A 25,679-nucleotide genomic window follows, 5' to 3' on the forward strand; every position below is an offset into this window, starting at 1 on the left:
GACAAGGGGTTCAGCGGATCGTTGAACGATCCCCTCGCTGCAATCCCCTCGCCCCCTCAAATCCCCCCACCCCTCCACCCCCGTCGCCTACTCCACCCCGATCAACAACAACGCCCCCTGCCGCCCGCCCCGGTACACGACCGTGTCCACGGCGAGATACGCCTCCCGCACCCGCGACTCCAGGCGCTCCGCGACGCCTTCGGGAGCCTCGTCGCCGAGCACCAGGGTGACCAGCTCGCCGCCCGCCGACAGCATGCGGTCGAGGACGCCCTCCGCGGTGGCGGCGACATCGGAGCCGATGACGGCCACATCGCCGTCGACGAGGCCGAGGACGTCGCCGGCCTGGCAGATGCCCGCCATGGTCCATGACTCGCGCACGGCCACGACGACCTCGGCGTAGCGGGTGGCGCCGGCGGCCGAGGTCATCGAGACGACGTCCTCGTCGAAGCGGCGGTCCGGCTCGTGGACGGCGAGCGCGGCGATCCCCTGGACCGCGGAACGGGTCGGGATCAGGGCCACCCGGATGCCCTCCGAGCGGGCCTGTTCGGCCGCGGCGGCCGCGGTGTGCCGCAGGTCGGCGTCGTTGGGCAACAGCACCACCTCGCGCGCGTGGGCGCGTCGCACCGCCTCCACGAGCTCCCCGCTCGCGGGCGGCTCCCCCGGGCGGGCGAGCACGGTGGTCGCGCCGGCCTCGGCGTACAGCCCGACCAGCCCCTCGCCGGGCACGACGGCGACGACCGCACGCTGCACGCGCTCGCGCGGCGGACGCCGGCCTCCGCGCGTGTGTGCGTCGTCGGCGCCGAAGTGGGTGATGCGGATCCGGTACGGCCGGCCCGCCTCGACGCCCGCCTCCACGGCCGCGCCGGCGTCGTCCACGTGCACATGGACGTTCCACAGGCCGTCCCCGCCGACCACGACGAGCGAGTCGCCGAGACCGTCCAGCCGCTGCCGCAGCCGCCCCACGGCCGCGTCCTCGGCCTCCAGGAGGTAGATCACCTCGAAAGCCGGGCCGCTCCCTTCCCCGTCCGGACCGCGCTCGTCCGCCGCACGGGCTTCGCCACCCCCTGCGGCGTCCCGCGCGGTCCCGCCCTCCTCGCCGGGCGCGCGCCCGCAGCCGTCCGCACCGTCGGCGCCGTCCGTGCTGTCGGCGCCGTCCGCGCCGTCCGCGCCTCCCGGGCGCTGCGCGCTCTCCGCCCCGACAGGCCCCACGCGCGCAGGCGGGCCCGAGAGGCCGAGGGGCCCCGACGGGCCTTGGATGCCCGGCGACTCTCCTGTGAACGTCTCCACCAGGGCCGCGAGGACCGCGACCAGCCCCCGGCCGCCCGCGTCGACCACTCCCGCCCGCCCCAGCACCGCGAGCTGCGCCGGAGTGGCGGCGAGCGCCGCACACGCACCCCGGTGGGCGGCGCGGGCGATCGTGCCGCAGTCGCCCTCCGCGCCCCCCGCCGCGTCCGCGGCGGCGGCGGCGACCGTCAGGACGGTGCCCTCGACGGGGTGGGCCACGGCCTGCCGGGCCGCGTCGGCCGCCTGCCGCAGCGCCAGGCTCAGCCCGGCTCCGTCGGTGTGAGTCGCCTCACGCTCGGCGGCGAGCACCTGGGCCATGCCGCGCAGCAACTGCGCGAGGATCGTGCCCGAGTTGCCGCGCGCGCCTATGAGCGCGCCGTGGGCCATCGCGTGCGCGGCGTCGGCGAGGGAGGGGGGCCGTACAGGCGCGGAACCGGCCTCGTGCCCGGCGAAGACCGCCTCGACGGCGGTCGCCGCGGACTCGACGGTGAGGTACAGGTTGGTGCCGGTGTCCCCGTCCGCGACCGGGTAGACGTTGATCGCGTCGATCTCCTCGCGTGCGCGGCCCAGAGCGGACAGCGCCAAGCCGCACCAGGTGCGCACCGCGAGAGCATCGAAGAACGTCTGCGGCACCTGCGCCACCTGCGCCTCCCTGAAATCCTGGACTGGACGCAGCGTAGCCCGAGGCCCCGGATCCGCCGGAAAGCGGCCCGGGCGGGGTGAAGGCCGGGCCGGCCGGGAGCGACGACGCCGGGGCCGGGGCCCTGAGCAGCCATGGTAGTTTCGTTCTGCTGGCGCAGCCGTTGTATGCTGCTCCGGTTGCCCGATACACATCGGGCCATCCCCCTGGCACCGCCACTCAGATCTCTGATCCTGCGATCTCGATCCCGGCATGCCGGGATCCACCGTAAGTGCATCTGAAGTCTTTGGAGTGACCCGTGGCTGCCAACTGCGACGTCTGTGGCAAGGGGCCGAGCTTCGGCAACAACATCTCGTTTTCGCACCGCCGTACGTCCCGTCGCTGGAACCCGAACATCCAGCGCGTCCGTACCGTGGTCGGCGGGACGCCGAAGCGCGTGAACGCTTGCACCTCGTGCATCAAGGCCGGCAAGGTCTCGCGCTGACGCACGTCCCCCTGCCCTCGACTCCATTCGAGCTGGGGGGAACCCCATCGCGCGCGGCCACTGCTGGTTCGCTGCATCGAGCCGGTCCACCTCGAGTGGACCGGCTTTTTGCTGCCCTCACCACCACGCTCTTCGCCGCCCTCACCAGCACTCTTCGCCGCCCTCACCACGATGCTCTTCGCGGCCCTCAGGCTGTGTGCCCGCCCGGGCCGAGGTCCCAGCCGTGGTCCACGGGGCCGATCCCCGCGCCGAGCGCGAACCCCGCGGCGATCGCCCCCGTGACATACCGCTTGGCGGCCGCGACCGCCTCCGGCACGGAGTGCCCCTTCGCCAGCTGCGCCGCGATCGCGGAGGCGAGCGTGCAGCCCGTGCCGTGCGTGTGCCGGTTGTCGTACCTCGGCGCGCGCAGCCAGTGCTCCTCGTCGCCGTCCGTCAGCAGGTCCACGGCGTCGCCGGGCAGATGACCGCCCTTGATGAGCACCCACCGCGGCCCGTGGGCCAGTACGGCGATGGCCGCCTCCCGCAGCTGCTCCTCCGACTCGACCCGCACGCCGGTGAGTTGGGCCGTCTCGTCGAGGTTCGGGGTGGCGACGGTGGCGACCGGCAGCAGCTTCGTGCGGACGGAGTCCAGCGCCGAGGCGGCCAGCAGCGGATCGCCGTGCTTGGAGACGCCGACCGGGTCGACGACGACGGGGACGCCGGTCCCGGCGAGCAACCCGGCCACCGCCTCGACGAGTTCGGCGGAGACGAGCATGCCCGTCTTGACCGCCTGGACGCCGATGTCGTCGACGACGCTGCGGTACTGGGCCCGGACCGCCTCCACCGGCAGCTCCCAAGCGCCCTGCACGCCGAGGGAGTTCTGCGCGGTGACCGCGGTGATCACGCTCATGCCGTGCACGCCGAGCGCGAGCATCGTCTTCAGGTCGGCCTGGATGCCGGCCCCGCCGCCCGAATCGGAGCCGGCGACGGTCAGCACCCGGGGCGGCGCCGCGGGAGCGCTCACGACTCCTCCAGGTCCCCGAAGTGGTCCCAGCCGCCCTTGCTGGTCCAGGGCGCCCCGTCGACGGTCACCTGGGGCAGGGCGGAGGGGTTGAGGACCTCGCCGATCACCTTCCAGCGGGCGGGAAGTTTCACGTCCGGCGGGAAGGTCGCCACGATCGCGTGGTCCTCTCCGCCGGCCAGCACCCACTGCATCGGGTCGACCCCGACGGCCTGCCCGATGTCGTTCATCTGGGTCGGGATGTCGATCGCGCCCGATCGCACGTCGATCCGGACCTTGCTCGCCTCCGCGATGTGCCCGAGGTCGGCGATCAGCCCATCGCTGACGTCGCACATCGCCGTGGCGCCGAGCCCGGCGGCCGCCGGGCCCGCGTGGTAAGGCGGCTCGGGGCGACGGTGGGCCTCCACGAAGGCGCGGGGCGAGCGGAAGCCGCGGGACAGCACCGCGTACCCGGCGGCGGACCAGCCCAGCCAGCCGGTCACCGCGACGAGGTCGCCGGGCTGGGCGCCGCCCCGGGTGACCGGCTCCTGGTTGCGCAGATCGCCGAGCGCGGTGATCGACACCATGATCGTGTCACCGCGTACGACATCGCCGCCGACCACGGACGCGCCGGCGACCTGGCACTCGTCGCGCAGGCCGTCCATCAGCTCGCTCGCCCAGGTGACCGGCAGCTCGGCCGGCACGACGAGGCCGAGCAGCAGCGCCGTCGGCACCGCGCCCATGGCGGCGATGTCGGCGAGGTTCTGCGCGGCGGCCTTGCGGCCGACGTCGTACGCCGTGGACCAGTCGCGGCGGAAGTGCCGGCCCTCCAGCAGGATGTCGGTGCTGGCCACGACCCGGCGGTCGGGTGCGGCGACCACCGCGGCGTCGTCGCCCGGGCCGACCCGGACCGCGGGGGTGGTGGTGAGACGGGAGGTGAGCTCCCTGATGAGCCCGAACTCGCCGAGTTCACCAACAGTGCCCTTCATTGCCCTTTCGCCCCTTCTATACCTGTCTGTGCCCGGTCGCGCGTAACCAGTGTCCTCGATACGGTCGAGTCAGCCGTCAACTTCTGTCGGGCCCGTACCCCGGCGCGCGGGCCGTGGTTCCCGCAGGTCTCCCCGCGGCGAGCGGCGACGCGATACCGTGGCGTTCCTTTTCCCCACATGATCCTCGTGGCCGCTCTGGAGGTTCCGTGGTACAGGCGTACATCCTGATCCAGACGGAGGTCGGCAAAGCGTCGACCGTCGCCGAAGAGATCGGCAAAATCCCTGGCGTCGTCCAGGCCGAGGACGTGACGGGACCTTATGACGTGATCGTGCGGGCCCAGGCCGACACGGTGGACGACCTCGGCCGCATGGTGGTCGCCAAGGTCCAGCAGGTGGACGGGATCACCCGAACCCTGACCTGCCCGGTCGTGCATCTGTAGCCCCCGTCTAACCTTGGCCGGTGAACCTTTTCCGTCACCGGCCCATCGGCCTGCCCGCGCTCGCACTGATGCTGCTTGCGGTGGGCTGCTCCTCAGCAGACGGTGACACCTCGACGGCGGTTCCCAGTCCCGACGCGAAAACCACGACGCTGTGCCGGAACCTGGACCAGGTACTGCCGTCGAAGGTGGACGGTGAGAGCCGCCACGATCCCGAGCCCGCCTCCGCGCTGACCGCGGGCTGGGGAGGTCCGGCGATCATACTGCGCTGCGGTGTCGCCCAGCCGCCGAAGATGATCGACCCGAAGGTCGCGCAGGGGGCCGACGCGGACGCGGTGGCCGGCGGGGTGAACGGCGTCGACTGGCTGATGGAGAAGCGGGACGGCGGGGGCTATCGCTTCACCACGGCCCGTAGGAGCGTCTACGTCGAGGTGACGGTGCCGGCGGGCGCCGACAACTCCGGCGCGTTGATCGATCTGGCCCCGGCCATCAAGAAGGCGATCCCCGAGGGGATCGCCGACTAGGTCGTCCGACGGGACCGGCCGGCCCGGCGGTGCCGGCGGTGCCGGTCCGGTCGGTCAGCCCCGGATCAACGCAGGCCCGTGGACCTGCGCAGGGCGGCCTGCACCAGGCGGTCCACCAGCTCGGGATAGCCGATCCCGGTCTCCTCCCACATCTTGGGGTACATCGAGATCGGCGTGAAGCCGGGCATCGTGTTGATCTCGTTGATGACGAACTCGCCCTCGTCCGTGAGGAAGAAGTCCGCGCGGACCAGGCCCTCGCAGGACGCCGCCTCGAACGCGTCCACCGCGAGGCGCCGCACCTCGGCCGTCTCCTCGGGCGTCAGCGGCGCCGGGACGATGCCGGGGGTCGAGTCGATGTACTTGGCGTCGAAGTCGTAGTACGCGTGGGCGTCCGGCGGCGGGATCTCGGCCGGGACGGAGGCGCGCGGGCCGTCCTCGAACTCCAGGACGCCGCACTCGATCTCGCGGCCCCGCAGCGCCGCCTCGACCAGGATCTTCGGGTCGTGGCGCTGAGCCTCCGCGATGGCCTCGTCGAGGCCCGACAGGTCGTCGACCTTGGTGATGCCGATGGACGAACCCGCGCGCGCGGGCTTCACGAAAAGCGGCCAGCCGTGCTCGCCGGCGAAGTCGACGATCTTCTTGCGGGCGGCCGACTCGTCCTGGGCCCACTCGCGCGGCCGGATCACCACGTACGGGCCGACCTTGAGCCCGAAGGAGGTGAACACCCGCTTCATGTACTCCTTGTCCTGGCCGACGGCCGAGGCGAGCACCCCCGACCCCACGTACGGGACGCCGGAGAGCTCCAGCATGCCCTGCAGCGTGCCGTCCTCCCCGTAGGGGCCGTGCAGCACCGGGAAGACGACGTCGACCTCGCCGAGCGCCTTGGGCACCGATCCGGCCTCGTAGTACACGACTTCGCGGTTGGCGGGGTCGACGGGGAGCACCACGCCGCCGTCCCGCGACTCGGCGAGTTCGTCGACGTCGGGCGTGCGGCGGTCCGTGATCGCCATGCGCTCGGGCTCGTCGGCGGTGAGGAACCAGCCGCCCTCGCGCGTGATGCCGATCGGCAGCACCTCGTACCGCGTCCGGTCGATGGCCCGCAGGACCGCACCGGCGGTGACCACGGAGATCCCGTGCTCGGAGCTGCGACCGCCGAAGACGACGGCGACCCGCGGCTTGCGAGGGGGCTGCTGAGGGCTCTGGGGGAGGTTCTCGGTGCTCATATCGGCTTGAGGGTACCCGGTGGTAGTGCCGGGAGTCAGCGTCCGCCCGCCGGGTTCGCTCAGCGTCGTTCCGGCTTCGCGCTGCGCGACATCAGCTCCTTGACGGCGACCACCGGAGGCTTGCCCTCGTGCACGATGGCGACGACCGTCTCGGTGATCGGCATGTCGACGCCGTGCCGCCGGGCCAGATCCAGCACCGACTCACAGGACTTGACGCCCTCGGCGGTCTGCCGGGTGACCGCGATGGTCTCCTGCAGGGTCATGCCCTTGCCGAGGTTGGTGCCGAAGGTGTGGTTGCGGGACAGCGGCGAGGAGCAGGTGGCCACCAGGTCGCCGAGCCCGGCGAGTCCGGCGAAGGTGAGCGGGTCCGCGCCCATGGCCAGGCCCAGCCGGGTGGTCTCGGCGAGCCCGCGCGTGATCAGCGAGCCCTTGGCGTTGTCGCCGAGTCCCATGCCGTCCGCGATGCCGACCGCGAGACCGATGACGTTCTTGACCGCGCCGCCCAGTTCGCAGCCCACCACGTCGGTGTTGGTGTACGGGCGGAAGTAGGGGGTGTGGCAGGCGGCCTGCAAGCGCTGGGCGACGCCCTCGTCGGTGCAGGCGACGACGGCCGCGGCCGGCCTGCGGGAGGCGATCTCCTTGGCGAGGTTGGGCCCGGTGACGACGGCGATCCGGTCCCGGCCCACCTTGGCGACGTCCTCGACGACCTCGCTCATCCGCATGGTCGTACCGAGCTCGACGCCCTTCATCAGCGACACCAGCACGGTGTCCGGGGCGAGCAGCGCGGTCCAGTCGGCGAGGTTGGCGCGCAGCGTCTGCGAGGGGATGGCGAGGACGGTGAAGTCGGCGTCCCGGGCCGCCTCGGCCGGGTCGGCGGTGGCGCGCAGATTGCGCGGGAGTTCGACGCCGGGAAGGTAGTCGGGGTTGACGTGGGTGGAGTTGACCGCGTCGGCGAGCTCGGCGCGGCGCGCCCACAGCGTCACCTCGCAGCCCGCGTCGGCGAGGACCGCACCGAAGGCGGTCCCCCATGATCCGGTGCCGAAGACGGCCGCCTTCACGGAGTTGCTCACTTGCTGTTCTCCCCCTCGTGACGGGCCTGCGCGTGCCCGGTCTCCGCGTGGTCGGTGCGGTCGGTGTGCGGGCCGCCGACCCCCACGCCGTTGTCCGCGGCGGCCTCCGCGCCGTTCTCCGCGGCGGTCTCCGCCTGGGTGCGGCGGCGCTGTTCGATGCGCTCCCGGCGCGGGTCGTAGGGCGTCTCGGGCGCCTTCTCCCCGCGGATCTCCTCCAGCAGGCCGGTGACGGCGGCCATGATGACCTCCGTGGCCTCCTTCAGCAGCTCGGGGGTGGTCTCCCTGCCGTAGAACCGTGAGAGGTCCACGGGCGGGCCCGCGAGCACGTGATGGGTCTTGCGCGGGAACAGGTCGGGCTTCTTGGCGTACGGAGCCAGCAGCTCGTTGGCGCCCCACTGGGCGACGGGGATCACCGGGCACCTGGTCTGCAGGGCCACGCGCGCGGCGCCGGTCTTGGCGGTCATCGGCCAGCCGTCGGGGTCGCGGGTGAGGGTGCCCTCGGGGTAGAACGCGACGCACTCGCCGCGCTCCACCGCGTCGATGGCGGCCCGGAAGGCGCTCAGCGCGTCCGTGCTCTCGCGGTAGACGGGGATCTGTCCGGTGCCGCGCATCGCGGCTCCGACGAATCCCTCCCGGAAAAGCCCGCTCTTCGCCAGGAATCGCGGCACTCGTCCGGTGTTGTACTGGAAGTGCGCGTATGCGAAGGGGTCTACATGGGAATTGTGGTTCACCGCGGTGATAAATCCACCCTCGGCCGGAATGTGCTCCATTCCGCGCCAGTCCCGCTTGATCAGAACCACCAGCCAGGGTTTGCACAGCACCGCGGCGAAGCGGTACCAGAAGCCGATTCTGCGGCGGGGCACGCGGACACCTTCCTCTAGGACTTCCCTGGGCCTGCACCGGAGCCCGGGGCCGCACAAGTGTCGCCCCGGACCGCGGGTCTGTCGAGAACACCGTACGCCCGCGCGTCCTGCGCACGGACGGGCCGGGTGACAATGACCGCGACAAGAGAGGGGAGTCACGCCGGTGCGGTGGACCTTGGTCATACCCCTGAAGCCCTTGGCCCTGGCCAAGAGCAGGCTCGCGGACACGGCCGCCGACAGCCTGCGCCCGGGCGTCGCCCTGGCCTTCGCAGAGGACACCGTGGCGGCCGCGCTGGCCTCGTCCGCGGTGCGGGATGTGGCCGTGGTCACGGACGACGCCGTGGCCGGGCGCACGCTGGGGGCCCTGGGCGCCCGGATCGTCCCGGACGAGCCGCGGGCCGGCCTGAACGCCGCGCTGGCCCACGGAGCGGCCGCCGTACGCGCCTCTCGTCCCGACGCGCCCCTCGCGGCCCTCAACGCCGACCTGCCGTCGCTGCGTGCGCCGGAATTGGCCCGGGTGCTGGACGCGGCCGCGGAATTCCCCCGCGCATTCCTTGCCGACGCCGCCGCAATCGGCACCACACTTCTCGCCGTCGCCCCGGGCCGTGCGTTGCGGCCCGCATTCGGCCCGGATTCCCGGGCCCGCCATCGCGCCTCCGGAGCCGTGGAACTCCGTCTCGACGCGGTCGATTCGGTACGCCAGGACGTGGACACCGGCGAGGACCTGCGCGCCGCGCTGGCGCTGGGCGTGGGGCCCCGGACGGCCGCGGCGACCGCGCGCCTGCTGATCCCCGGGCAGTAGGCTGCCGCCATGCATGCGACCGCATACACGTACGACCCCGACACCCGCAGCGGACAGGTGCTGCTCGACGACGGCACGCCGGTGCCCTTCGACGCGCCGGCCTTCGACGCGGGCGGGCTGCGGCTGCTGCGACCCGGGCAACGGGTGCGGATCGAGACGGACGGGCCGAAGGAGCGCCCCAGGATCACCCTGGTGACGCTTCAGACGTTCTGAGGGAGTCGTCGCCGCGGGAGCGGCCGCCGGACACGCCGCGGGCCGGGCTCCGAGAGGGAGTCCGGCCCGGCGCGTGAGTGCCCAAGGTGCCCTATGCCTTGCGGGCGGTGGCCTTCTTCGCGGTGGTCTTGCGGGCGGTGGACTTCCTGGCCGGGGCCTTCTTGGCCGTCGCCTTCTTCGCCGGGGCCTTCTGGGCCGTCGTCTTCTTCGCGGCGGCCGACTTCGCGGTGGTGGTCTTCTTGGCGGCCGCCGTCGTGCTCTTGGCGGCGGTCTTCTTCGCGGTGGTCTTCTTGGCGGTGGCCGTGGTCTTCTTCGCGGCGGCCGTCGTCTTCTTGGCGGCGGCCGTGGTCTTCTTCGCGGCGGCCGACGCCCTCTTCGCGGGGGCGGCCTTCTTCGCGGCGGCCTTCTTGACCGTCGCGGACGCGCCGCCGGTCAGGCTTCCCTTGGGGGCCTTCTTGACGGCGACCTCGCCGCCGCGCGGGAGCTTCTTCGAGCCGCTGACCAGGTCCTTGAAGCCCTGGCCTGCACGGAAGCGCGGGACAGACGTCTTCTTGACCCGAACCCGCTCGCCCGTCTGAGGGTTGCGGGCGTAGCGGGCCGGCCGGTCGACCTTCTCGAACGAACCGAAGCCGGTGACCGAGACCCGGTCGCCGGCGACCGTCGCGCGGACGATGGCGTCCAGGACCGCGTCGACCGCCTCGGCGGCCTGCTGGCGACCGCCCAGCTTGTCGGCAATCGCTTCTACGAGCTGCGCCTTGTTCACGTCTTCCCCTTCGGAGACATTCGCCAGAACGAAAGTGTTCAAGCTTTTTCGCACGTTAGGCAGATATATACCGCAAATCAAACACGAAACGGGCTAATCACCCTTGTGCCGCAACGAAATCGGCTGCTCCGGAAGCGATCAGCGCCCCTCTTCGGGCGTTCGCCCCTCGTCGAGGTCCGCCATGAACCGCTCCAGTCGCCTTGTCGCATCGGCGAGATCGTGCTTGGCCGCGGCCGTGATGACCAGCAGCTTCCGGGTCAGCGCCATCCGTACGCCCTCCGGGACTTGCAGTGCGCGCACTCTTGTGTGCGCTTCCTTGAGCTGGTTCGCGACCGCCGTATAGAGCTCGAGTTGGCCGTCGTGTTCCATGCACAGATTGTGCCATCTGGGGCGAGTTGTCGCCCGCTCAGGGGGTAACTGCCGCCCCGAACGGCCGTCCGCGCCCTTCCGGCGGTCGCGTCCACACAGCACGCGTACCCCGGCAACAACCGCTCTAACGTGGGAAGTTGGCAGGAACGGCGAAGGCGTCCGGGGCCGAACGGGTCCGGACACAGCCGTACCCCCGATCGGACCGATCGGGGGTACGGAGAGGGTGTCGCGGTGGCCGAAACTCGACCCGGCCTGGGTCCCCTCGGGGGGCCCGGAGGCCTCGGGGTCAGACCTCGAGCGTCCTCGGCTTGTACGAGGGGCGCTTGGCCTCGTAGGCGGCGATGTCACCCTCGTTCTGGAGGGTGATGGAGATGTCGTCCAGCCCGTTCAGCAGGCGCCAACGGGCGTTCTCGTCGAGCTCGAAGGCCGCGGTGATGCCCTCGGCGCGCACCTCGCGGGCCTCGAGGTCGACGGTGATCTCGGCCTGCGGGTCCTTCTCCGTGAGCTCCCACAGCGCGTCGACGATCTTCTGCTCGATCACCACCGTGAGCAGGCCGTTCTTCAGCGAGTTGCCACGGAAGATGTCGGCGAAGCGGGACGAGATCACGGTCTTGAAGCCGTAGTTCTGCAGTGCCCAGACGGCGTGCTCACGGGAGGAGCCGGTGCCGAAGTCGGGGCCGGCGACCAGCACGCTGGCGCCCTGCCGCTCGGGCCGGTTGAGGATGAACTCCGGGTCCTTGCGCCAGGCCTCGAACAGCCCGTCCTCGAACCCGTCCCTGGTGACCTTCTTGAGCCAGTGAGCAGGGATGATCTGGTCGGTGTCGACGTTGGAGCGGCGCAGCGGGACGGCCCGGCCGGTGTGCGAGACGAATGCTTCCATGACTGATCAGACTCCAGCGGGCGTACGGGTCTCGGCGTCGGACAGATCGGCCGGGGAGGCCAGGTGGCCCAGGACGGCCGTGGCGGCCGCGACCTGCGGCGACACCAGGTGCGTCCGGCCCCCCTTGCCCTGCCGGCCCTCGAAGTTGCGGTTGGAGGTGGACGCCGAGCGCTCCCCCGGGGCCAGCTGGTCGGGGTTCATGCCGAGGCACATCGAGCAGCCCGCGTGCCGCCATTCGGCGCCGGCCTCCTTGAAGACCAGGTCCAGGCCCTCGGAGACGGCCTGCAGACCGACGCGCGCGGAGCCGGGGACGACCAGCATGCGTACGCCGTCGGCGACTTTGCGGCCCTCGACGATCGACGCGGCCGCGCGCAGGTCCTCGATGCGGCCGTTGGTGCAGGAACCTACGAAGACGGTGTCCACCTTGATGGAGCGCAGCGGCTGTCCTGCCTCCAACCCCATGTATTCCAGGGCCTTTTCGGCGGCGTGCCGCTCCGAAGCGTCTTCGTACGAAGCAGGGTCGGGGACGTCGGCCGAAAGCGGCGCGCCCTGGCCGGGGTTGGTGCCCCAGGTGACGAACGGCGACAGCGCGGTGGCGTCGATGACCACCTCGGCGTCGAACTCGGCGTCGTCGTCCGTCCTCAGCGTCTTCCAGTACGCGACCGCCGCGTCCCAGTCCTCGCCCTTGGGGGCGTGCGGGCGGCCCTCGAGGTAGTCGAAGGTGGTCCGGTCGGGCGCGATCATGCCCGCGCGGGCGCCGGCCTCGATCGACATGTTGCAGATGGTCATGCGGGCTTCCATCGAGAGCTTCTCGATGGCGGAGCCGCGGTACTCCAGGACATAGCCCTGACCGCCGCCGGTGCCGATGCGGGCGATGATCGCCAGGATCAGGTCCTTGGCGGTGACGCCGTCGGGCAGCTCGCCGTCGACGGTGATCGCCATGGTCTTCGGGCGGGCCATCGGCAGTGTCTGGGTGGCCAGCACGTGCTCCACCTGCGAGGTGCCGATGCCGAACGCCAGGCCGCCGAAGGCGCCGTGCGTGGAGGTGTGGGAGTCGCCGCAGACGACCGTCATGCCGGGCTGGGTCAGACCCAGCTGCGGGCCGACGACGTGCACGACGCCCTGCTCGACGTCGCCCAGCGGGTGCAGCCGGACGCCGAAGTCGGCGCAGTTCTTGCGCAGCGTCTCCAGCTGGGCCCGGGAGACCGGGTCCGCGATCGGCTTGTCGATGTCGAGGGTCGGGGTGTTGTGGTCCTCGGTCGCGATGGTGAGGTCGAGGCGGCGCACCGGGCGGCCGTTCTGCCGCAGTCCGTCGAAGGCCTGCGGGCTGGTCACCTCGTGCAGGAGGTGCAGATCGATGAAGAGGAGGTCGGGCTCGCCCTCGGCGCGCCGGACGACGTGGTCGTCCCAGACCTTCTCCGCGAGTGTCCTACCCATCGCTTTCCCTCCGGCCGGCAATGACGCACCGGCCCAACTAGAGATCTTGTGGAGGCGACGCCCACCGGCCCCTGTTTTCCCCGGGCACCCGCCGCCTGGCCCGTTGGTCCGCGGGCCGCCATGCGTCCAAGGGTTGCGCGTCTCACGGAAAAATGAACTTGCGTTTCACAGAGTGAGACGGGAGTATCGTTTCATGGACAACAGTAGCGGCGTCGGCGTCCTGGACAAGGCAGCCCTTGTCCTGAGCGCCCTGGAGTCCGGTCCGGCCACCCTCGCAGGCTTGGTCGCTGCCACCGGACTCGCACGACCCACGGCCCACCGGCTGGCCGTGGCTTTGGAACACCACCGTATGGTCGCGCGCGACATGCAGGGCCGTTTCATTCTCGGCCCCCGACTCGCCGAGCTGGCCGCGGCCGCCGGCGAGGACCGCCTGCTGGCCACCGCCGGCCCCGTGCTCACGCACCTGCGGGACATCACGGGCGAGAGCGCGCAGCTCTACCGCCGCCAGGGCGACATGCGCATCTGCGTGGCCGCGGCGGAACGCCTGTCCGGCCTTCGGGACACGGTGCCGGTCGGTTCCACGCTCACGATGAAGGCGGGCTCCTCGGCCCAGATCCTGATGGCCTGGGAGGAGCCGGAGCGCCTGCACCGCGGTCTCCAGGGCGCCCGTTTCACGGCGACGGCCCTGTCGGGCGTGCGGCGCCGCGGCTGGGCCCAGTCCATCGGCGAGCGCGAGCCGGGCGTCGCGTCCGTCTCCGCGCCGGTCCGCGGCCCCTCCAACCGCGTGGTGGCCGCCGTGTCCGTCTCGGGCCCCATCGAGCGCCTGACGCGCCACCCGGGCCGTATGCACGCCCAGGCGGTCATCGACGCGGCGGCCCGCCTGTCGGAGGCCCTGCGCCGCACCGGCTGACACCGTGCGGAAAAGGGCGGCCTCAACGCCGCGGCAGCCCTTTCCCGTACGGCAAGGCCGTCACCGCGCGGGCGCGACAACCGTGTGGACGCCTGCGGCTCCACCGCACGGCCGCTCCCCTATGACGCGGACCGGTACGAGAAACGGTCCTTCGCATACCGTCCCCGCCGCTCGAGCGGAATCTGCCCGTGCGCGGCCGCCAGGCCGAAAGCCGGCATGTCGCCGTAGACCGCCTCGTACGACCCCTCCGGCACGACGTACGCCTCGTGCCAGATCCCCACGTGCCCGCGCGCCTTCCCCTCCCGTTCCATGCGGTTGAGCCTGGCCCACACCCGGTGGTGGAACGCGTCGGGCGCGCTCGCGTAGGCGTAGAGCTTCTCCTTGGACTCCCAGTACTGGACGACGTAGTACGTCCGCGGCGAGGCCGTCAGCAGGACCCGGGAGAGGAGCCCCCGGCCCGGGTCCTTCTTCAGCTCGGCGAGCATCCTGAACATCGCCAGCATCACCGGCACCCACTGGTGCACGGCCCAGAACCGGTTGACACGCATCCCGATGAGCAGAACGACGACGTCGCCTCGGGCGTCGGCGGTGGTACGGGTGGCTTCGGACATGCTTGGATAGTGACGCTGTCCAAGGAGGTGCGCAAGGGATGCGACTGGCCGAGTTGAGCGAGCGCAGCGGAGTCGCGACGGCGACGATCAAGTACTACCTGCGCGAGGGCCTGTTGCCGCCCGGCCGCCGGCGCAACGCGACGACCGCGGAGTACGACGAGGAGCACCTGCGCCGTCTGCGGCTGGTGCGCGCCATGATCCAGGTGGGCCGACTGCCGGTGGCCACGGTCCGCGAGGTGCTCGGGCATGTGGACGACGACTCCCTGGGTCGCACGATCCGCCTCGGCGCCGCCCTGTGGGCACTGCCCCAGGTCCCCGAGCCGGACACCGAGGACGATTACGTCCGCGCCGCCCACCAGGAGGCGGACGACCTTCTGCGCACGCTGGGCTGGGCCAACGCCCGCCTGTTGACGACGATCTCCCCCGCGTACCGGTCACTGGTGGTCTCGGTGGCCGCGCTGCGTCGCCTCGGTTACGACTGGGACCCCGAACTGCTCGTCTCCTACGCCGGGTTGATGCATGAGGCCGCGGTCCTGGACCTGGACTTCGTGGAGACACGGGAGTCGGAGGCGGAGCGGATCGAGACGGCGGTGCTGGGGGCGATCCTCGTCGAGCCGATGCTGCAGGCGCTGCACCGGCTGGCGCAGGAGGAGGAGTCGGCGCGGCGGTACGGCTTCGAGTGAACGACGCTCTCGCGGCGGACATACGCACAAGGCCCCCCGCCGAAGCGAAGGGCCTTTGTGTGGTACCCCCGACCGGATTCGAACCGGCGCTACCGCCTTGAGAGGGCGGCGTGCTAGGCCGCTACACAACGGGGGCCTAGATCTTGCGTTTCCGCAGATCAGAGCTGGTCTACCAGGACTCGAACCTAGAATGACGGTACCAGAAACCGTAGTGTTGCCAATTACACCATAGACCAAGGTGATTCGATGTGAATCGTACCCCCGACCGGATTCGAACCGGCGCTACCGCCTTGAGAGGGCGGCGTGCTAGGCCGCTACACAACGGGGGCCCTAGCGATCCTGCATGAGAGACAGCGGGTGCGACCCGGACTGCCTTCCTGGGAAGGATCTGTACCCCCGACCGGATTCGAACCGGCGCTACTGCCTTGAGAGGGCAGCGTGCTAGGCCGCTACACAACGGGGGCTTTGCAGATGAGCTCTGCGAGCTGGCCTACCAGGACTCGAACCTAGACTAACTGAACCAGAATCAGTCGTGCTGCCAATTACACCATAGGCCACTGGAACGCAAGCCCCTGTGGGGATCTTGTTCTAGCTTGCGCCTTCGGTGCCCGGCCTTTCAGCCCGCTCACCGGCGGCGCAGGAAGAACATTACCCGAAGGTGGACTGCGCTCCAAAACGGGTATCCGCGCCGAGGATCGCGGGGAGTTCGGCGAGGGAGGCGATCCGGTGCCGGCCGGCGGGGAGCTCGAGGGTCGCCGTGCCGCCGTGACGGTCGATCCACACCGAGAGCAGTCCGGCGTCGGCGGCGCCCCGTCCGTCGATCTCGGGGTGGTCCCCGACGTAGGCCACCTGGTGCGGGGGCAGCGACAGGGCCTCGCAGGCCGCGAGGAAGGCTCCGGCCTCGGGCTTGGAGACGCCCAGCTCCGCGGCGCACAGGACGACCTCGAAGCGGTCGTGCACGCCGAGGGCGCGCAGCTTGTGGTCCTGGACGTGGATGCTCGAGTTGGACAGCACCGCGTGACGGTGGCTGGCGGCGAGCGCGTCGAGCACGGGCAGGACGTCCGGGAAGAGGGACCAGGCGGCCTCGTAGTGCGTGATGTACCGGCGGAACCAGGCGTCCGTCTCCGCGTCGGTCAGCTCGGGCCGCTCCAGGAACGCCCGTACCCGGTCCCGGCGCTGGTCCTCGAAGGTGATGCCGCCCGCGGAGAACCGCGCCCACTGCTGGTCGGTCACCTCCCGCCAGCGCGCGAGGGCCACCTCCGCCGTGCCGAACCGGTCGAGCAGCCGCTCGGTGGTGAGATACGCCCGCATCCCCTCGCGGTCGGCGGTCGTGTAGTCGAAGAGAGTGTCGTCAACGTCCCAGACCACGGCGCGAATACTCATGGCCCCGACGGTATCGCGGGCTGGCACACTGAGGACATGAGCGAGTACCGGGTCCAGTTCACCTCGAGGCCCAGGCGGCCTACGACGGCCTGACCGGCGAGCGTCGCGACCAGTTGGACAAGGCCGTGCGGATACTGGCCCGAGACCCCTGCCGGAAGACCGCGACCGCGCAGCTCGGCCCCGACGAGCACCTGCGCAAGGCCTATGTGGCCCCGGGTGTGATGCTGGAGTACGTGGTCGCGGGGGCCGTCATGGTCGTCGTCGTGCTGGAGATCTTCGACGAGTTCGCCTACCTCGTCGACGAGAGCGACGAGAGCGACGCCGTCTGAGGAGTGAACGCCCGAGGGGCGGCACCCGGATCGCCGGGTGCCGCCCCTCACGCGCGCCCGGGGGTCACCCCGCGAGCTTCGCCAGGGCCGCGTCGATGCGGGCCAGTGCCTTCTCCTTGCCGAGGACTTCCAGCGACTCGAAGAGGGGCAGGCCGACGGTGCGGCCGGTGACGGCGACGCGGACGGGCGCCTGGGCCTTGCCGAGCTTGAGGCCGTGGGCCTCACCGGCGGCCAGGACGGCCTCCTTCAGGGACTCGGCGGAGGTCCAGTCGGCCGACTCCAGCTTCTCGCGGGCCGTCGTGAGCAGCGCGTCGCTGCCCTCCTTCATCGCCTTCGCCCAGGACGCCTCGTCGGAGACCGGCTCGGGCAGGAAGAGGAAGTCGACGTTCTCGGTGATCTCCGAGAGGACCTTGAGCCGGGTCTGCGCGTGCGGGGCGATCGCCTGCCACTTCGCCTCGTCGAAGTCCTCCGGCGCCCAGGGGGCGACCGGGGCCTTCAGCCAGGGGGCGCAGCGCTCGGTGAAGTCCTTCACGTCGAGCAGACGGATGTGGTCGGCGTTGATCGCCTCGCACTTCTTGAGGTCGAAGCGCGCCGGGTTGGGGTTGACGTCCGTGACGTCGAAGGCGGCGACCATCTCGTCCATCGTGAAGATGTCCTGGTCGGCCGAGAGCGACCAGCCCAGCAGCGAGAGGTAGTTGAGCAGACCCTCGGGAAGGAAGCCCCGCTCGCGGTAGAGGTTGAGGGACGACTCGGGGTCGCGCTTGGAGAGCTTCTTGTTGCCCTCGCCCATCACGTACGGCAGGTGACCGAAGGCGGGCACCGACTTCGCGATGCCCAGCCCGGTCAGCGCCTTGTAGAGGGCGACCTGGCGGGGCGTGGAGGAGAGCAGGTCCTCGCCGCGCAGGACGTGGGTGATCTCCATCAGGGCGTCGTCGACCGGGTTGACCAGCGTGTACAGCGGGGCGCCGTTGGCGCGGACGATGCCGTAGTCGGGCACGTTCTCCGGGGTGAACGTCAGCTCGCCGCGGACCAGGTCCGTGAAGGTGATCGTCTCGTCGGGCATGCGGAAGCGGACGATCGGCGCACGGCCCTGGGCGCGGTACTCCTCGACCTGCGTCTCGGTGAGGTCGCGGCAGTGGCCGTCGTAGCCGGACGGACGGCCGGCGGCGCGGGCGGCGTCGCGGCGGGTGTCCAGCTCCTCCTGGGAGCAGTAGCAGTGGTACGCGTGACCGGCGTCCAGGAGCTTCTGCGCGACGTCCTTGTACAGGTCCATGCGCTGGGACTGGCGGTACGGCGCGTGCGGGCCGCCGACCTCGGGGCCCTCGTCCCACTCGAAGCCGAGCCAGCGCATCGAGTCCAGGAGCTGGTCGTACGAGTCCTCGGAGTCGCGGGCCGCGTCGGTGTCCTCGATGCGGAAGACCAGGGTGCCCTGGTGGTGCTTGGCGAAGGCCCAGTTGAACAGGGCGGTGCGGACCAGGCCCACGTGCGGGTTACCGGTGGGCGAGGGACAGAAACGGACGCGTACGGGAGTGCCGGGTGCGCTAGCCACGCTTGACAACCTTGTTGGTGAGAGTGCCGATGCCTTCGATGGTGACGGCGACCTCGTCGCCGACGGTCAGGGGGCCTACCCCCGCCGGGGTGCCCGTGAGGATCACGTCGCCGGGGAGCAGCGTCATGGCCTCGGTGATGTTGACGATCAGATCCGCGATGGAGTGGATCATCTCGCTGGTGCGGCCGAGCTGGCGCTGCCCGCCGTCCACCGTGAGCTGGATGGTGAGGTCGGACGCGGTCGCCAGGTCCAGGCCGGTCTCCACCCACGGGCCGAGCGGGCAGGAGGTGTCGAAGCCCTTGGCCCGCGCCCACTGCTTCTCGCGCCGCTGGACGTCCCGTGCGGTGACGTCGTTGGCGCAGGTGTAGCCGAAGATCACGTCCGCCACGCGCTCGCGCGGGACCTCGCGGCACATCCGGCCGATGACGACGGCCAGTTCGGCCTCGTGGTGCAGTTCCTCGGAGAACGACGGGTACTGGATGTCGTCGCCGTGGCCGATCACCGAGGTGGACGGCTTGAAGAAGGCGAACGGGGCGTCGGGGACCTCGTTGCCCAGTTCGCGCGCGTGCTCGGCGTAGTTGCGGCCGAACGCGACGATCTTGTTGGGCAGCACGGGCGGCAGGAGCCGGACCTTGCTCAGCGGCACCTTGGTGCCGGAGAGCTCGAAGTCCGCGAACGGGATGCCCTTGATGATGTCGAGGACGAGCTCGTCCGGCTCGGCCCCCTCGACCGCGCCGAAGGCGACGTTGCCGTCGATGGAGAACCTGGCGATGCGCACGGGTTGGTTGGCCCCTTGACTGAGCTGGCTGGAGTGTGACGCTCCAGGCTAACGCGGAAGGGCGTCCCCGGCCGGGGACGCCCTTGGCATCCGTGGGCGGCCGGCTTGAGCATTCGGCGGCCGGCGCCCGTATGTGATCGCGGAGATCGGGGACGATCTCCTGGATCCCCTGGATCTACTCCGCGACGGAGGCGGCGAGCGGCGCCTCCATGAGGACGGTGCGCTTGGGGTTGGCGGTCTGGGCAGGGAGATCGACGGAGTGCTCCTGCTGCTCCGGGAGCTGCAGTTCGTCGGCGTCCTTGAGGTGCGCCAGCGTCGTGCGCCTCGGATTGGCGATCTTGTGGAACATCGTCGTCGTCTTCACTGTTGTACGTGACCCTGTCGTCTCAGGGCGCCGGAGAGGCCGTCAGAGGCCCCCGCGCGGGCGCGGTTTTCGGAAGTGCCATCCCTGTAAAGCGTCAGGCTAAACACGCGCTTCCCGCCGAACGCGTGAAGGTCGCATGATTAGCGTGTGAGTTTGCTCACGAGTTCAGTGGTATTTCGGTCATTCCGGACCCTTGCTTGACTACTACGAAACGGACATAAGACACCTGAAGCACTCATTCCGCTCCTGATCATGGCGACTGGGACACCCCTGCCACCCTTGGGGTTCGCACCCTTATGTCCGCCTTAGGGATGAACACCTTCTACATCCCGTAACTTCACCCTCACGTCGTGTCACGGATGTCACAGCCTGGCCAACGGGCCTTGTTGGAGATCCTGCACTGTGCTGGAATTCCTCGGACCGCCGCGGGATCGAGCCGGCGCACAGGGGGCGCAGAACGCGCCCGGTGGCGGCAAGACAGGGGGAGCCAGCGCCGGTACTCACGACCATCAGGGTGGCGTAATTCAGGACGCCCCCCGACACGCCGACACCGTCTCTCCGTTCACGCGGGGAGGCGCCTGGTCCAGAGGTTGCGACGCTAGTGCAGGGACGTTTCAAGAGGGATGGCAGTGCTTCGGCGGAGCCGGAGCCGCACGGCGGGACTGGCCCCAATGCCGGCAGTTCCTCGCCCCAGCACGCCCAGAACCCGGGCCCGTCCGGCGACGGCGGTGAGCGCTCCGGGCGCCCCGGCTCGTCCGCGTCGCCGAGTTCCTTCACCCCGACTCCGACGGCCAAGCCGCCGGCCGGTTCTCCCGGTCCCGGCGCGCGGGTGGCGCTGCGCAACTGGCGCATCTCCACGCGTCTGGTGGCGCTGCTGACCCTGCCGGTGGTCGCCGCGACCACGCTGGGCGCGCTGCGCATCGACCAGTCGATGGACGACATCAAGCAGCTCGACAACATGAAGCTGCTGACGGACATGACCAAGCAGGCCACCGAGCTGGCCGTCCAGCTGCAGAACGAGCGCGACCGCTCCGCCGGTCCGCTGTCGCACGGCAGCAAGGCGAGCGACTTCGGCGTCAAGGGCTACCGGGACAAGACCGACAAGGCGGTGACCGCCTTCCAGGACGCCTCGGAGGAGATCGACGCCGCCAGCACCGACGGCAACCTGCAGGGTGTCCGCGACAGCCTCGTGGGTCTCCTCAGCGACCTCGGCAACCTGGCCAAGATCAGGTCGACCGCCTACTCGGAGCCCAAGAACTCCACCCAGACGGTCGAGGCCTACCACCGCCTGATCACCAGCCTGCTGGACCTGTCGCAGGACATGGCGCAGGCCACCAGCAACCCGGAGATGATCCAGCGCACCCGCGCGCTGTCCGCCTTCTCCGCCGCCAAGGAGTACGCCTCCGTCCAGCGCGCCGTGCTCGCGTCGGCGCTGCCGGTGAGCAACACCGTCTACGGCGACCTCTCCGAGAACGACCGGCAGTACGCCGAGGCCGCCCTCGAGAACCAGGACTCCGAACTCGCGAGCTTCCGCAGCATCTACGGCGACGACGGCGCCGAGGAGCTGCTGCAGCCCATCGAGCGGGGCAACCCGGTCATCGAGGAAGCCGACACCTACGCCACCCGGGCGCTGAGCTCCACCACCGGTCTGCAGTCGCAGGACAAGCGGTCGTACCAGGACTGGATCGACGACAGCTCGACCAAGATCGCGCAGATGGCCAACATCGAGCACACGCTGCTCGAGGACATGGAGCAGAAGGCGCGTGAGCTGCGCGCCGAGTCCGAGCGCGAGGCGATCATCTCCGGTGCGCTCATCCTGCTCGTGCTCGGCGTCTCGCTGGTCGGCGCGTTCGTCGTCGCCCGGTCCATGATCCGCTCGCTGCGCCGCCTGCAGGAGACCGCCACCAAGGTCGCCCAGGACCGGCTGCCCGAACTGGTCAAGCAGCTGTCCGAGTCCGACCCGCAGGACGTCGACACGTCCGTGGAGTCGGTCGGTGTGCACTCCCGGGACGAGATCGGCCAGGTGGCCGCGGCCTTCGACGACGTGCACCGCGAGGCCGTCCGCCTCGCCGCCGAGCAGGCCCTGCTGCGGGGCAACGTCAACGCGATGTTCACCAACCTCTCGCGCCGCTCCCAGGGCCTCATCCAGCGTCAGCTGTCGCTCATCTCCGAACTGGAGTCCCGCGAGGCCGACCCGGACCAGCTGTCCTCGCTCTTCAAGCTCGACCACCTCGCGACCCGCATGCGCCGTAACGGTGAGAACCTTCTCGTCCTCGCGGGTGAGGAGCCCGGCCGCCGCTGGACCCGTCCGGTCCCGCTGGTCGACGTGCTGCGCGCCGCCGCCTCCGAGGTGGAGCAGTACGAGCGCATCGAACTGTCCTCGGTGCCGACCACCGAAGTGGCCGGCCGGGTCGTCAACGACCTCGTGCACCTGCTCGCCGAGCTGCTCGAGAACGCCACCTCGTTCTCGTCTCCGCAGACCAAGGTCAAGGTCACCGGTCACGCGCTGCCCGACGGCCGCGTGCTGATCGAGATCCACGACACGGGCATCGGCCTCTCGCCCGAGGACCTCGCCGCGATCAACGAGCGGCTCGCCTCGCCGCCCACCGTGGACGTGTCGGTCTCCCGCCGCATGGGTCTGTTCGTGGTCGGTCGTCTGTCGCAGCGGCACGGCATCCGCATCCAGCTGCGCCCCTCCGACTCCGGCGGCACGACCGCGCTGGTCATGCTGCCCGTGGACGTCGCCCAGGGCGGCAAGAAGCCCCAGCCCAAGCCCGGTCAGGGCAGCGTCGCGGGCGGTCCCGCCGCCGCGCAGGCCGCGGCCGGCGTCGCCGCCGCCCGTCGCCAGAACGGCTCGCAGGGCGGCGCCCTCGGCTCCGGTCCCGGCGCGGGCGGCCGTCTCGCCGGCGGTCAGGGCCCCCGGGCCGCGCTGCCCGGCCGGGACGGCGGCGGGCGCCCCGGCGGCCAGCCGCCGCGCAGTCCCCAGCAGCCGCCGGCCGCACCGCCGCAGGGCCGTCCGGCTCCGGCCGGCGCCGGCTTCGGCGGCCAGGCGCCGGGCGCGCCGCAGGGCCTGCAGGCGGCCAACGGCAGCACGCAGGGCCCGGACATGTTCGGCGGACGCCCGCCGCAGCAGCGCGCCAACAACGCCGAGCAGGGCGGTCGCGGCCGTCAGCCGCAACTGCCGCCGCGCGGGGGTCCGCGCGCCGAGCTGCCGGGTGGCAACCCGCAGCCGCGCATGCCCAGCTGGGGCGACGAGAACGCCCAGCCGCCGGTGCCGCGCACCCCGCTGGACGCCCCGCGCGGCCACGAGGAGCCGGACGTCGCGCAGACCTCGCGGATGCCGCGCACAGACGACCGGCAGGGTCTCGGCGCCACCGCCGAGATACCCGCGGTGCCGCGGATCGACGAGCGTCAGGGCCAGGCCGGCGGTCCCGCCGACTTCAGCCGTCCTGCCGACTTCGGCCGACCCGCCGACTTCGGCCGCACCGCGGCCAACGGTCAGCAGAACACGGGTCAGTTCCCGGCCGTCAGCAACCCGCAGGACACCGGTCAGTTCCAGCGTCCGGGCACGAGCGGCCGTCCGAGCGACAACGGCTACACCCGCTCCGACGTCTTCGGCGCCCCCGGCGGTCAGAACGCTCCGGCGAACCCGGACCGCTTCGCCCCGCAGGGCTACGACAACGGCTCCACGGGCCGGTTCGCCTCCCCCGGCTACGAGGGCTCCGCCACCGGGCAGCACTCGCTGCCCGGCAGCCAGAACCCCTCGTCCACCGGCCAGTTCCCCGTCGCACAGCCGAACGGCTACGGAACCGCGCAGCAGCCGGTACCGCAGCGTCCGGCCGGGCGTCCCGAGCCGGAGGCCCTGCCGCCGGCCTCGGGTCCCGGCGACGGCCGCACCCCGCTGTACGACACGCTGGAGACCAACTGGTTCCACGGTCAGCAGGCGGGGGGTGCGGAGCCGTCCCCGGCTCCGCAGGCGGAACAGCAGCCGCAGTCCCCGGCCGCTCCGCAGCGTGCGGCCACCGCTCCCGCCTCCTGGCGGACCTCGCCCAACGACGAACTCGTCCGCCAGGCCGAGCGCGTCAGGCAGCCTGCCGCGGGCGGCGTCACCACCTCCGGTCTGCCGCGCCGGGTGCCCCGGGCGAACCTCGTCCCGGGCACGGCTCAGCAGCAACAGCACCAGACCGGTCCGCAGGTCTCGCGTTCGCCTGACGACGTACGCGGCCGGCTGACCAATCTCCGTCGGGGCATCGCGCAGGGTCGTCAGGCCGGCAACGGCTCGACCGGCAGTTTCCCGAGCCCCACTCACCAGCAGGAGCGTTAGTTGAGCCAGATGAGCCAGGCAGCACAGAACCTGAACTGGTTGATCACCAACTTCGTGGACAACACCCCTGGGGTGTCCCACACCGTCGTGGTGTCCGCCGACGGGCTCCTGCTGGCCATGTCCGAGGGCTTCCCCCGTGACCGCGCCGACCAGCTGGCAGCCGTCGCCTCAGGTCTGACGTCCCTGACGGCAGGCGCTTCCCGGATCTTCGAGGGCGGCAACGTGGCGCAGACGGTCGTCGAGATGGAGCGAGGCTTCCTCTTCCTCATGTCCGTCTCGGACGGCTCGTCCCTCGCCGTGCTCGCGCACCCCGAGTGCGACATCGGCCTCGTCGGCTACGAGATGGCACTGCTCGTCGACCGAGCGGGCGCGGTCCTCACGCCCGACCTTCGCGCCGAGCTCCAGGGCAGTCTGCTCCACTGACCCGCCCGAGTACCACCCGCCTCACGAAATCACCGTCCGGCCGACACACTCCCCCCACCGGCCTCGACGGACGGCACGACAAACCAAAAATGCTGTCCCGCCCGGAGGATCCATGACCCCGCCCACCGCCCATCATGATCCGTACGCGGAGCCGTACGGCGATGAGGGCGACCAGCCGCTGGTGCGTCCGTACGCGATGACCGGTGGCCGGACCCGGCCGCGCTATCAGCTCGCCATCGAGGCGCTGATCAGCACCACGGCCGACCCGGCAGCGCTCATGGGGCTGCTCCCGGAGCACCAGCGCATCTGTCACCTGTGCCGCGAGGTGAAGTCGGTCGCCGAGGTCTCGGCGCTGCTGGCGATGCCGCTGGGTGTGGCGCGGATCCTCGTCGCGGACCTCGCCGAGGCCGGACTGGTGGCCATCCACCAGCCGGGCGGCGACGAGAACAACGGTGGCGCTCCGGACGTGACGCTGCTCGAAAGGGTGCTCAGTGGACTTCGCAAGCTCTGACGGAGGCCGGGCCACCACCTCCGCGAAGATCGTGGTGGCGGGTGGCTTCGGCGTGGGCAAGACCACGTTCGTGGGCGCCGTCTCCGAGATCAATCCGCTGCGCACGGAGGCCGTGATGACGTCCGCGTCTGCGGGCATCGACGACCTCACCCACACCGGGGACAAGACGACCACCACGGTCGCCATGGACTTCGGCCGCATCACGCTCGACCAGGACCTGATCCTCTACCTGTTCGGCACGCCGGGCCAGGACCGCTTCTGGTTCATGTGGGACGACCTGGTGCGCGGCGCCATCGGCGCGGTGGTGCTGGTGGACACGCGGCGGTTGGCCGACTGCTTCCCCGCGGTCGACTACTTCGAGAACAGCGGTCTGCCGTTCGTGGTCGCGCTCAACGGCTTCGACGGGCAGCAGCCCTACCAGCCCGAAGAGGTGCGTGAGGCGCTGCAGATCGGCCCGGACACCCCGATCATCACGACGGACGCCCGGCACCGCTCGGACGCCAAGAGCGCGCTGATCACGCTGGTCGAGCATGCGCTGATGGCGCGACTGCGGTAACTTTCAAGCACCTGGTGACGTACAGCAGTTGCCGTAGGCGCCATGGAGCCGGCTGTGGGCTTTGACACGGTCGGCTCCGGTGTTCATAACGTTTCGGCAGAGGAATCGACGAGTCCCGCCACGCGTCGCGGTCACTCCGTCTCACTGTGCGCACGAAGGCCCCGCCTTTTGGCGGGGCTCGTTCTTTTTGACCGATTTATCTGGGGTTTACATCACGTCGAACCAACTCTTTCCCATGTTTGGAAGAGGGCTGGTCGTCATGCTGGAATGCCTGAACTGCCCAATAGTCAATGACGTACTC

General features: G+C 70.9%; 27 protein-coding genes and 5 tRNA genes. 12 read left to right on the forward strand and 20 right to left on the reverse strand.

The window, feature by feature from the left end:
* Positions 1-87: 87 nt before the first annotated feature.
* On the reverse strand, positions 88-1,926 hold the full coding sequence (locus ACN6LD_RS03845; RefSeq protein WP_445042522.1) for a DAK2 domain-containing protein: 1,839 nt from the start codon (positions 1,924-1,926) through the stop codon (positions 88-90).
* 296 nt (positions 1,927-2,222) lie between these two features.
* Between ACN6LD_RS03845 and rpmB the strand changes: the two genes are divergently transcribed.
* Entirely contained in the window at positions 2,223-2,408 is a 186-nt protein-coding gene (gene rpmB / locus ACN6LD_RS03850) for a 50S ribosomal protein L28 (RefSeq protein WP_079041368.1), read from the forward strand.
* A gap of 187 nt (positions 2,409-2,595) precedes the next feature.
* On the opposite strand, the gene thiD is transcribed toward rpmB, so the two are convergent.
* On the reverse strand, positions 2,596-3,411 hold the full coding sequence (gene thiD, locus ACN6LD_RS03855; protein WP_319187379.1) for a bifunctional hydroxymethylpyrimidine kinase/phosphomethylpyrimidine kinase: 816 nt from the start codon (positions 3,409-3,411) through the stop codon (positions 2,596-2,598).
* The gene (locus ACN6LD_RS03860; RefSeq protein ID WP_057580490.1) at positions 3,408-4,376 is read right to left on the reverse strand and encodes a thiamine-phosphate kinase; all 969 of its coding nucleotides are present in this window, start codon (positions 4,374-4,376) and stop codon (positions 3,408-3,410) included. Before ACN6LD_RS03860 ends, thiD begins: the two co-directional genes overlap by 4 nt.
* 206 nt (positions 4,377-4,582) lie before the next feature.
* Here ACN6LD_RS03860 and ACN6LD_RS03865 point away from each other — a divergent pair, with 206 nt between their 5' ends.
* Positions 4,583-4,816: an Lrp/AsnC family transcriptional regulator gene (locus ACN6LD_RS03865; RefSeq protein ID WP_020128743.1), complete on the forward strand. Its 234-nt coding sequence runs from the start codon at positions 4,583-4,585 to the stop codon at positions 4,814-4,816.
* A 20-nt stretch (positions 4,817-4,836) separates the two neighbouring features.
* Positions 4,837-5,337, forward strand: coding sequence for a DUF3515 domain-containing protein (locus tag ACN6LD_RS03870; protein WP_445042523.1), 501 nt, complete (start codon positions 4,837-4,839; stop codon positions 5,335-5,337).
* A 65-nt stretch (positions 5,338-5,402) separates the two neighbouring features.
* Here the strand turns inward: ACN6LD_RS03870 and ACN6LD_RS03875 are convergent, their stop codons facing one another.
* The 3 genes from ACN6LD_RS03875 to ACN6LD_RS03885 are packed head-to-tail and all read right to left on the reverse strand — an operon-like array spanning position 5,403 to position 8,493.
* Positions 5,403-6,560 carry a D-alanine--D-alanine ligase family protein gene (locus tag ACN6LD_RS03875; RefSeq protein WP_445042524.1) on the reverse strand — a complete coding sequence of 386 codons (1,158 nt, stop codon included), beginning with the start codon at positions 6,558-6,560 and terminating at the stop codon, positions 5,403-5,405.
* 59 nt (positions 6,561-6,619) lie between these two features.
* Positions 6,620-7,630 (reverse strand): NAD(P)H-dependent glycerol-3-phosphate dehydrogenase, encoded by a 1,011-nt coding sequence (locus tag ACN6LD_RS03880; protein ID WP_057580487.1) that lies wholly within the window; start codon positions 7,628-7,630, stop codon positions 6,620-6,622.
* On the reverse strand, positions 7,627-8,493 hold the full coding sequence (locus ACN6LD_RS03885) for a lysophospholipid acyltransferase family protein (RefSeq protein ID WP_445042525.1): 867 nt from the start codon (positions 8,491-8,493) through the stop codon (positions 7,627-7,629). Before ACN6LD_RS03885 ends, ACN6LD_RS03880 begins: the two co-directional genes overlap by 4 nt.
* A 163-nt stretch (positions 8,494-8,656) precedes the next feature.
* Between ACN6LD_RS03885 and cofC the strand changes: the two genes are divergently transcribed.
* Entirely contained in the window at positions 8,657-9,295 is a 639-nt protein-coding gene (cofC, locus tag ACN6LD_RS03890) for a 2-phospho-L-lactate guanylyltransferase (protein ID WP_319187371.1), read from the forward strand.
* Between the two features lie 9 nt (positions 9,296-9,304).
* A complete protein-coding gene (locus ACN6LD_RS03895; RefSeq protein ID WP_057580484.1) occupies positions 9,305-9,508 on the forward strand; it encodes a hypothetical protein in 204 nt (67 codons plus the stop codon).
* A gap of 91 nt (positions 9,509-9,599) precedes the next feature.
* On the opposite strand, the gene ACN6LD_RS03900 is transcribed toward ACN6LD_RS03895, so the two are convergent.
* The 4 genes from ACN6LD_RS03900 to leuC all read right to left on the reverse strand — a co-directional run bounded on the left by ACN6LD_RS03900 (position 9,600) and on the right by leuC (position 12,957).
* Positions 9,600-10,271 carry an HU family DNA-binding protein gene (locus tag ACN6LD_RS03900; protein WP_319187370.1) on the reverse strand — a complete coding sequence of 224 codons (672 nt, stop codon included), beginning with the start codon at positions 10,269-10,271 and terminating at the stop codon, positions 9,600-9,602.
* Between the two features lie 138 nt (positions 10,272-10,409).
* Entirely contained in the window at positions 10,410-10,640 is a 231-nt protein-coding gene (locus ACN6LD_RS03905) for an SCO5555 family protein (RefSeq protein ID WP_107441749.1), read from the reverse strand.
* Between the two features lie 286 nt (positions 10,641-10,926).
* Positions 10,927-11,520, reverse strand: coding sequence for a 3-isopropylmalate dehydratase small subunit (gene leuD, locus ACN6LD_RS03910; RefSeq protein ID WP_057580481.1), 594 nt, complete (start codon positions 11,518-11,520; stop codon positions 10,927-10,929).
* Positions 11,521-11,526: 6 nt separating this feature from the next.
* Positions 11,527-12,957 carry a 3-isopropylmalate dehydratase large subunit gene (leuC, locus tag ACN6LD_RS03915; RefSeq protein WP_319187368.1) on the reverse strand — a complete coding sequence of 477 codons (1,431 nt, stop codon included), beginning with the start codon at positions 12,955-12,957 and terminating at the stop codon, positions 11,527-11,529.
* A 193-nt stretch (positions 12,958-13,150) separates the two neighbouring features.
* On the opposite strand from leuC, the gene ndgR reads away from it, so the two are divergent.
* A complete protein-coding gene (ndgR, locus tag ACN6LD_RS03920) occupies positions 13,151-13,867 on the forward strand; it encodes an IclR family transcriptional regulator NdgR (protein WP_007384919.1) in 717 nt (238 codons plus the stop codon).
* A 119-nt stretch (positions 13,868-13,986) separates the two neighbouring features.
* On the opposite strand, the gene ACN6LD_RS03925 is transcribed toward ndgR, so the two are convergent.
* Positions 13,987-14,478, reverse strand: coding sequence for a DUF4188 domain-containing protein (locus ACN6LD_RS03925; RefSeq protein ID WP_319187366.1), 492 nt, complete (start codon positions 14,476-14,478; stop codon positions 13,987-13,989).
* Positions 14,479-14,516: 38 nt separating this feature from the next.
* Here ACN6LD_RS03925 and ACN6LD_RS03930 point away from each other — a divergent pair, with 38 nt between their 5' ends.
* Positions 14,517-15,161: a MerR family transcriptional regulator gene (locus tag ACN6LD_RS03930; RefSeq protein WP_319187364.1), complete on the forward strand. Its 645-nt coding sequence runs from the start codon at positions 14,517-14,519 to the stop codon at positions 15,159-15,161.
* Positions 15,162-15,221: 60 nt separating this feature from the next.
* Here ACN6LD_RS03930 and ACN6LD_RS03935 read toward each other — a convergent pair.
* The 6 genes from ACN6LD_RS03935 to ACN6LD_RS03960 all read right to left on the reverse strand — a co-directional run bounded on the left by ACN6LD_RS03935 (position 15,222) and on the right by ACN6LD_RS03960 (position 16,544).
* Positions 15,222-15,297 (reverse strand) — tRNA-Glu (locus ACN6LD_RS03935).
* A 28-nt stretch (positions 15,298-15,325) separates the two neighbouring features.
* Positions 15,326-15,397: transfer RNA gene (locus tag ACN6LD_RS03940), tRNA-Gln, on the reverse strand.
* Positions 15,398-15,417: 20 nt separating this feature from the next.
* A tRNA-Glu gene (locus ACN6LD_RS03945) sits at positions 15,418-15,490 on the reverse strand.
* Positions 15,491-15,552: 62 nt separating this feature from the next.
* Positions 15,553-15,625, reverse strand: a tRNA-Glu gene (locus ACN6LD_RS03950).
* Positions 15,626-15,646: 21 nt separating this feature from the next.
* A tRNA-Gln gene (locus ACN6LD_RS03955) sits at positions 15,647-15,718 on the reverse strand.
* A 91-nt stretch (positions 15,719-15,809) separates the two neighbouring features.
* Positions 15,810-16,544, reverse strand: a complete 735-nt coding sequence (locus ACN6LD_RS03960) for an HAD family hydrolase (RefSeq protein ID WP_319187362.1) — start codon at positions 16,542-16,544, stop codon at positions 15,810-15,812.
* A 113-nt stretch (positions 16,545-16,657) separates the two neighbouring features.
* Here ACN6LD_RS03960 and ACN6LD_RS03965 point away from each other — a divergent pair, with 113 nt between their 5' ends.
* The gene (locus tag ACN6LD_RS03965) at positions 16,658-16,873 is read left to right on the forward strand and encodes a hypothetical protein (RefSeq protein ID WP_319187359.1); all 216 of its coding nucleotides are present in this window, start codon (positions 16,658-16,660) and stop codon (positions 16,871-16,873) included.
* Between the two features lie 64 nt (positions 16,874-16,937).
* Here the strand turns inward: ACN6LD_RS03965 and gltX are convergent, their stop codons facing one another.
* The 3 genes from gltX to ACN6LD_RS03980 form a co-directional block, all read right to left on the reverse strand.
* Positions 16,938-18,422 (reverse strand): glutamate--tRNA ligase, encoded by a 1,485-nt coding sequence (gene gltX, locus ACN6LD_RS03970; protein WP_319187358.1) that lies wholly within the window; start codon positions 18,420-18,422, stop codon positions 16,938-16,940.
* Complete coding sequence (locus tag ACN6LD_RS03975; RefSeq protein ID WP_319187356.1) at positions 18,415-19,200, reverse strand: fumarylacetoacetate hydrolase family protein; 786 nt, start codon at positions 19,198-19,200, stop codon at positions 18,415-18,417. The genes gltX and ACN6LD_RS03975 overlap by 8 nt, the downstream gene beginning before the upstream one ends.
* 175 nt (positions 19,201-19,375) lie before the next feature.
* The gene (locus ACN6LD_RS03980) at positions 19,376-19,564 is read right to left on the reverse strand and encodes a hypothetical protein (RefSeq protein WP_057580474.1); all 189 of its coding nucleotides are present in this window, start codon (positions 19,562-19,564) and stop codon (positions 19,376-19,378) included.
* 601 nt (positions 19,565-20,165) lie between these two features.
* On the opposite strand from ACN6LD_RS03980, the gene ACN6LD_RS03985 reads away from it, so the two are divergent.
* From ACN6LD_RS03985 to ACN6LD_RS04000, 4 genes are all read left to right on the forward strand, one after another.
* A complete protein-coding gene (locus ACN6LD_RS03985; RefSeq protein WP_445042526.1) occupies positions 20,166-23,888 on the forward strand; it encodes a nitrate- and nitrite sensing domain-containing protein in 3,723 nt (1,240 codons plus the stop codon).
* A gap of 9 nt (positions 23,889-23,897) precedes the next feature.
* Positions 23,898-24,311 (forward strand): roadblock/LC7 domain-containing protein, encoded by a 414-nt coding sequence (locus ACN6LD_RS03990; RefSeq protein WP_003973453.1) that lies wholly within the window; start codon positions 23,898-23,900, stop codon positions 24,309-24,311.
* Positions 24,312-24,423: 112 nt separating this feature from the next.
* Positions 24,424-24,822: a DUF742 domain-containing protein gene (locus ACN6LD_RS03995; protein ID WP_009190816.1), complete on the forward strand. Its 399-nt coding sequence runs from the start codon at positions 24,424-24,426 to the stop codon at positions 24,820-24,822.
* Complete coding sequence (locus tag ACN6LD_RS04000; protein ID WP_030793795.1) at positions 24,803-25,378, forward strand: GTP-binding protein; 576 nt, start codon at positions 24,803-24,805, stop codon at positions 25,376-25,378. Before ACN6LD_RS03995 ends, ACN6LD_RS04000 begins: the two co-directional genes overlap by 20 nt.
* Positions 25,379-25,679 lie beyond the last annotated feature (301 nt).

Source organism: Streptomyces sp. SAS_272 (assembly GCF_052543235.1).

What these genes read in the sequence shown, in the direction of transcription:
- ACN6LD_RS03905 (WP_107441749.1), bottom strand. Translation starts at nt 10,640, where the DNA reads ATGGAACACGACGGCCAACTCGAGCTCTATACGGCGGTCGCGAACCAG.
- ACN6LD_RS03895 (WP_057580484.1), top strand. Translation starts at nt 9,305, where the DNA reads ATGCATGCGACCGCATACACGTACGACCCCGACACCCGCAGCGGACAG.
- ndgR (WP_007384919.1), top strand. Translation starts at nt 13,151, where the DNA reads ATGGACAACAGTAGCGGCGTCGGCGTCCTGGACAAGGCAGCCCTTGTC.
- ACN6LD_RS03995 (WP_009190816.1), top strand. Translation starts at nt 24,424, where the DNA reads ATGACCCCGCCCACCGCCCATCATGATCCGTACGCGGAGCCGTACGGC.
- ACN6LD_RS03930 (WP_319187364.1), top strand. Translation starts at nt 14,517, where the DNA reads ATGCGACTGGCCGAGTTGAGCGAGCGCAGCGGAGTCGCGACGGCGACG.
- ACN6LD_RS03990 (WP_003973453.1), top strand. Translation starts at nt 23,898, where the DNA reads ATGAGCCAGGCAGCACAGAACCTGAACTGGTTGATCACCAACTTCGTG.
- ACN6LD_RS03860 (WP_057580490.1), bottom strand. Translation starts at nt 4,376, where the DNA reads ATGAAGGGCACTGTTGGTGAACTCGGCGAGTTCGGGCTCATCAGGGAG.
- ACN6LD_RS03960 (WP_319187362.1), bottom strand. Translation starts at nt 16,544, where the DNA reads ATGAGTATTCGCGCCGTGGTCTGGGACGTTGACGACACTCTCTTCGAC.
- leuC (WP_319187368.1), bottom strand. Translation starts at nt 12,957, where the DNA reads ATGGGTAGGACACTCGCGGAGAAGGTCTGGGACGACCACGTCGTCCGG.
- leuD (WP_057580481.1), bottom strand. Translation starts at nt 11,520, where the DNA reads ATGGAAGCATTCGTCTCGCACACCGGCCGGGCCGTCCCGCTGCGCCGC.
- ACN6LD_RS03875 (WP_445042524.1), bottom strand. Translation starts at nt 6,560, where the DNA reads ATGAGCACCGAGAACCTCCCCCAGAGCCCTCAGCAGCCCCCTCGCAAG.
- ACN6LD_RS03925 (WP_319187366.1), bottom strand. Translation starts at nt 14,478, where the DNA reads ATGTCCGAAGCCACCCGTACCACCGCCGACGCCCGAGGCGACGTCGTC.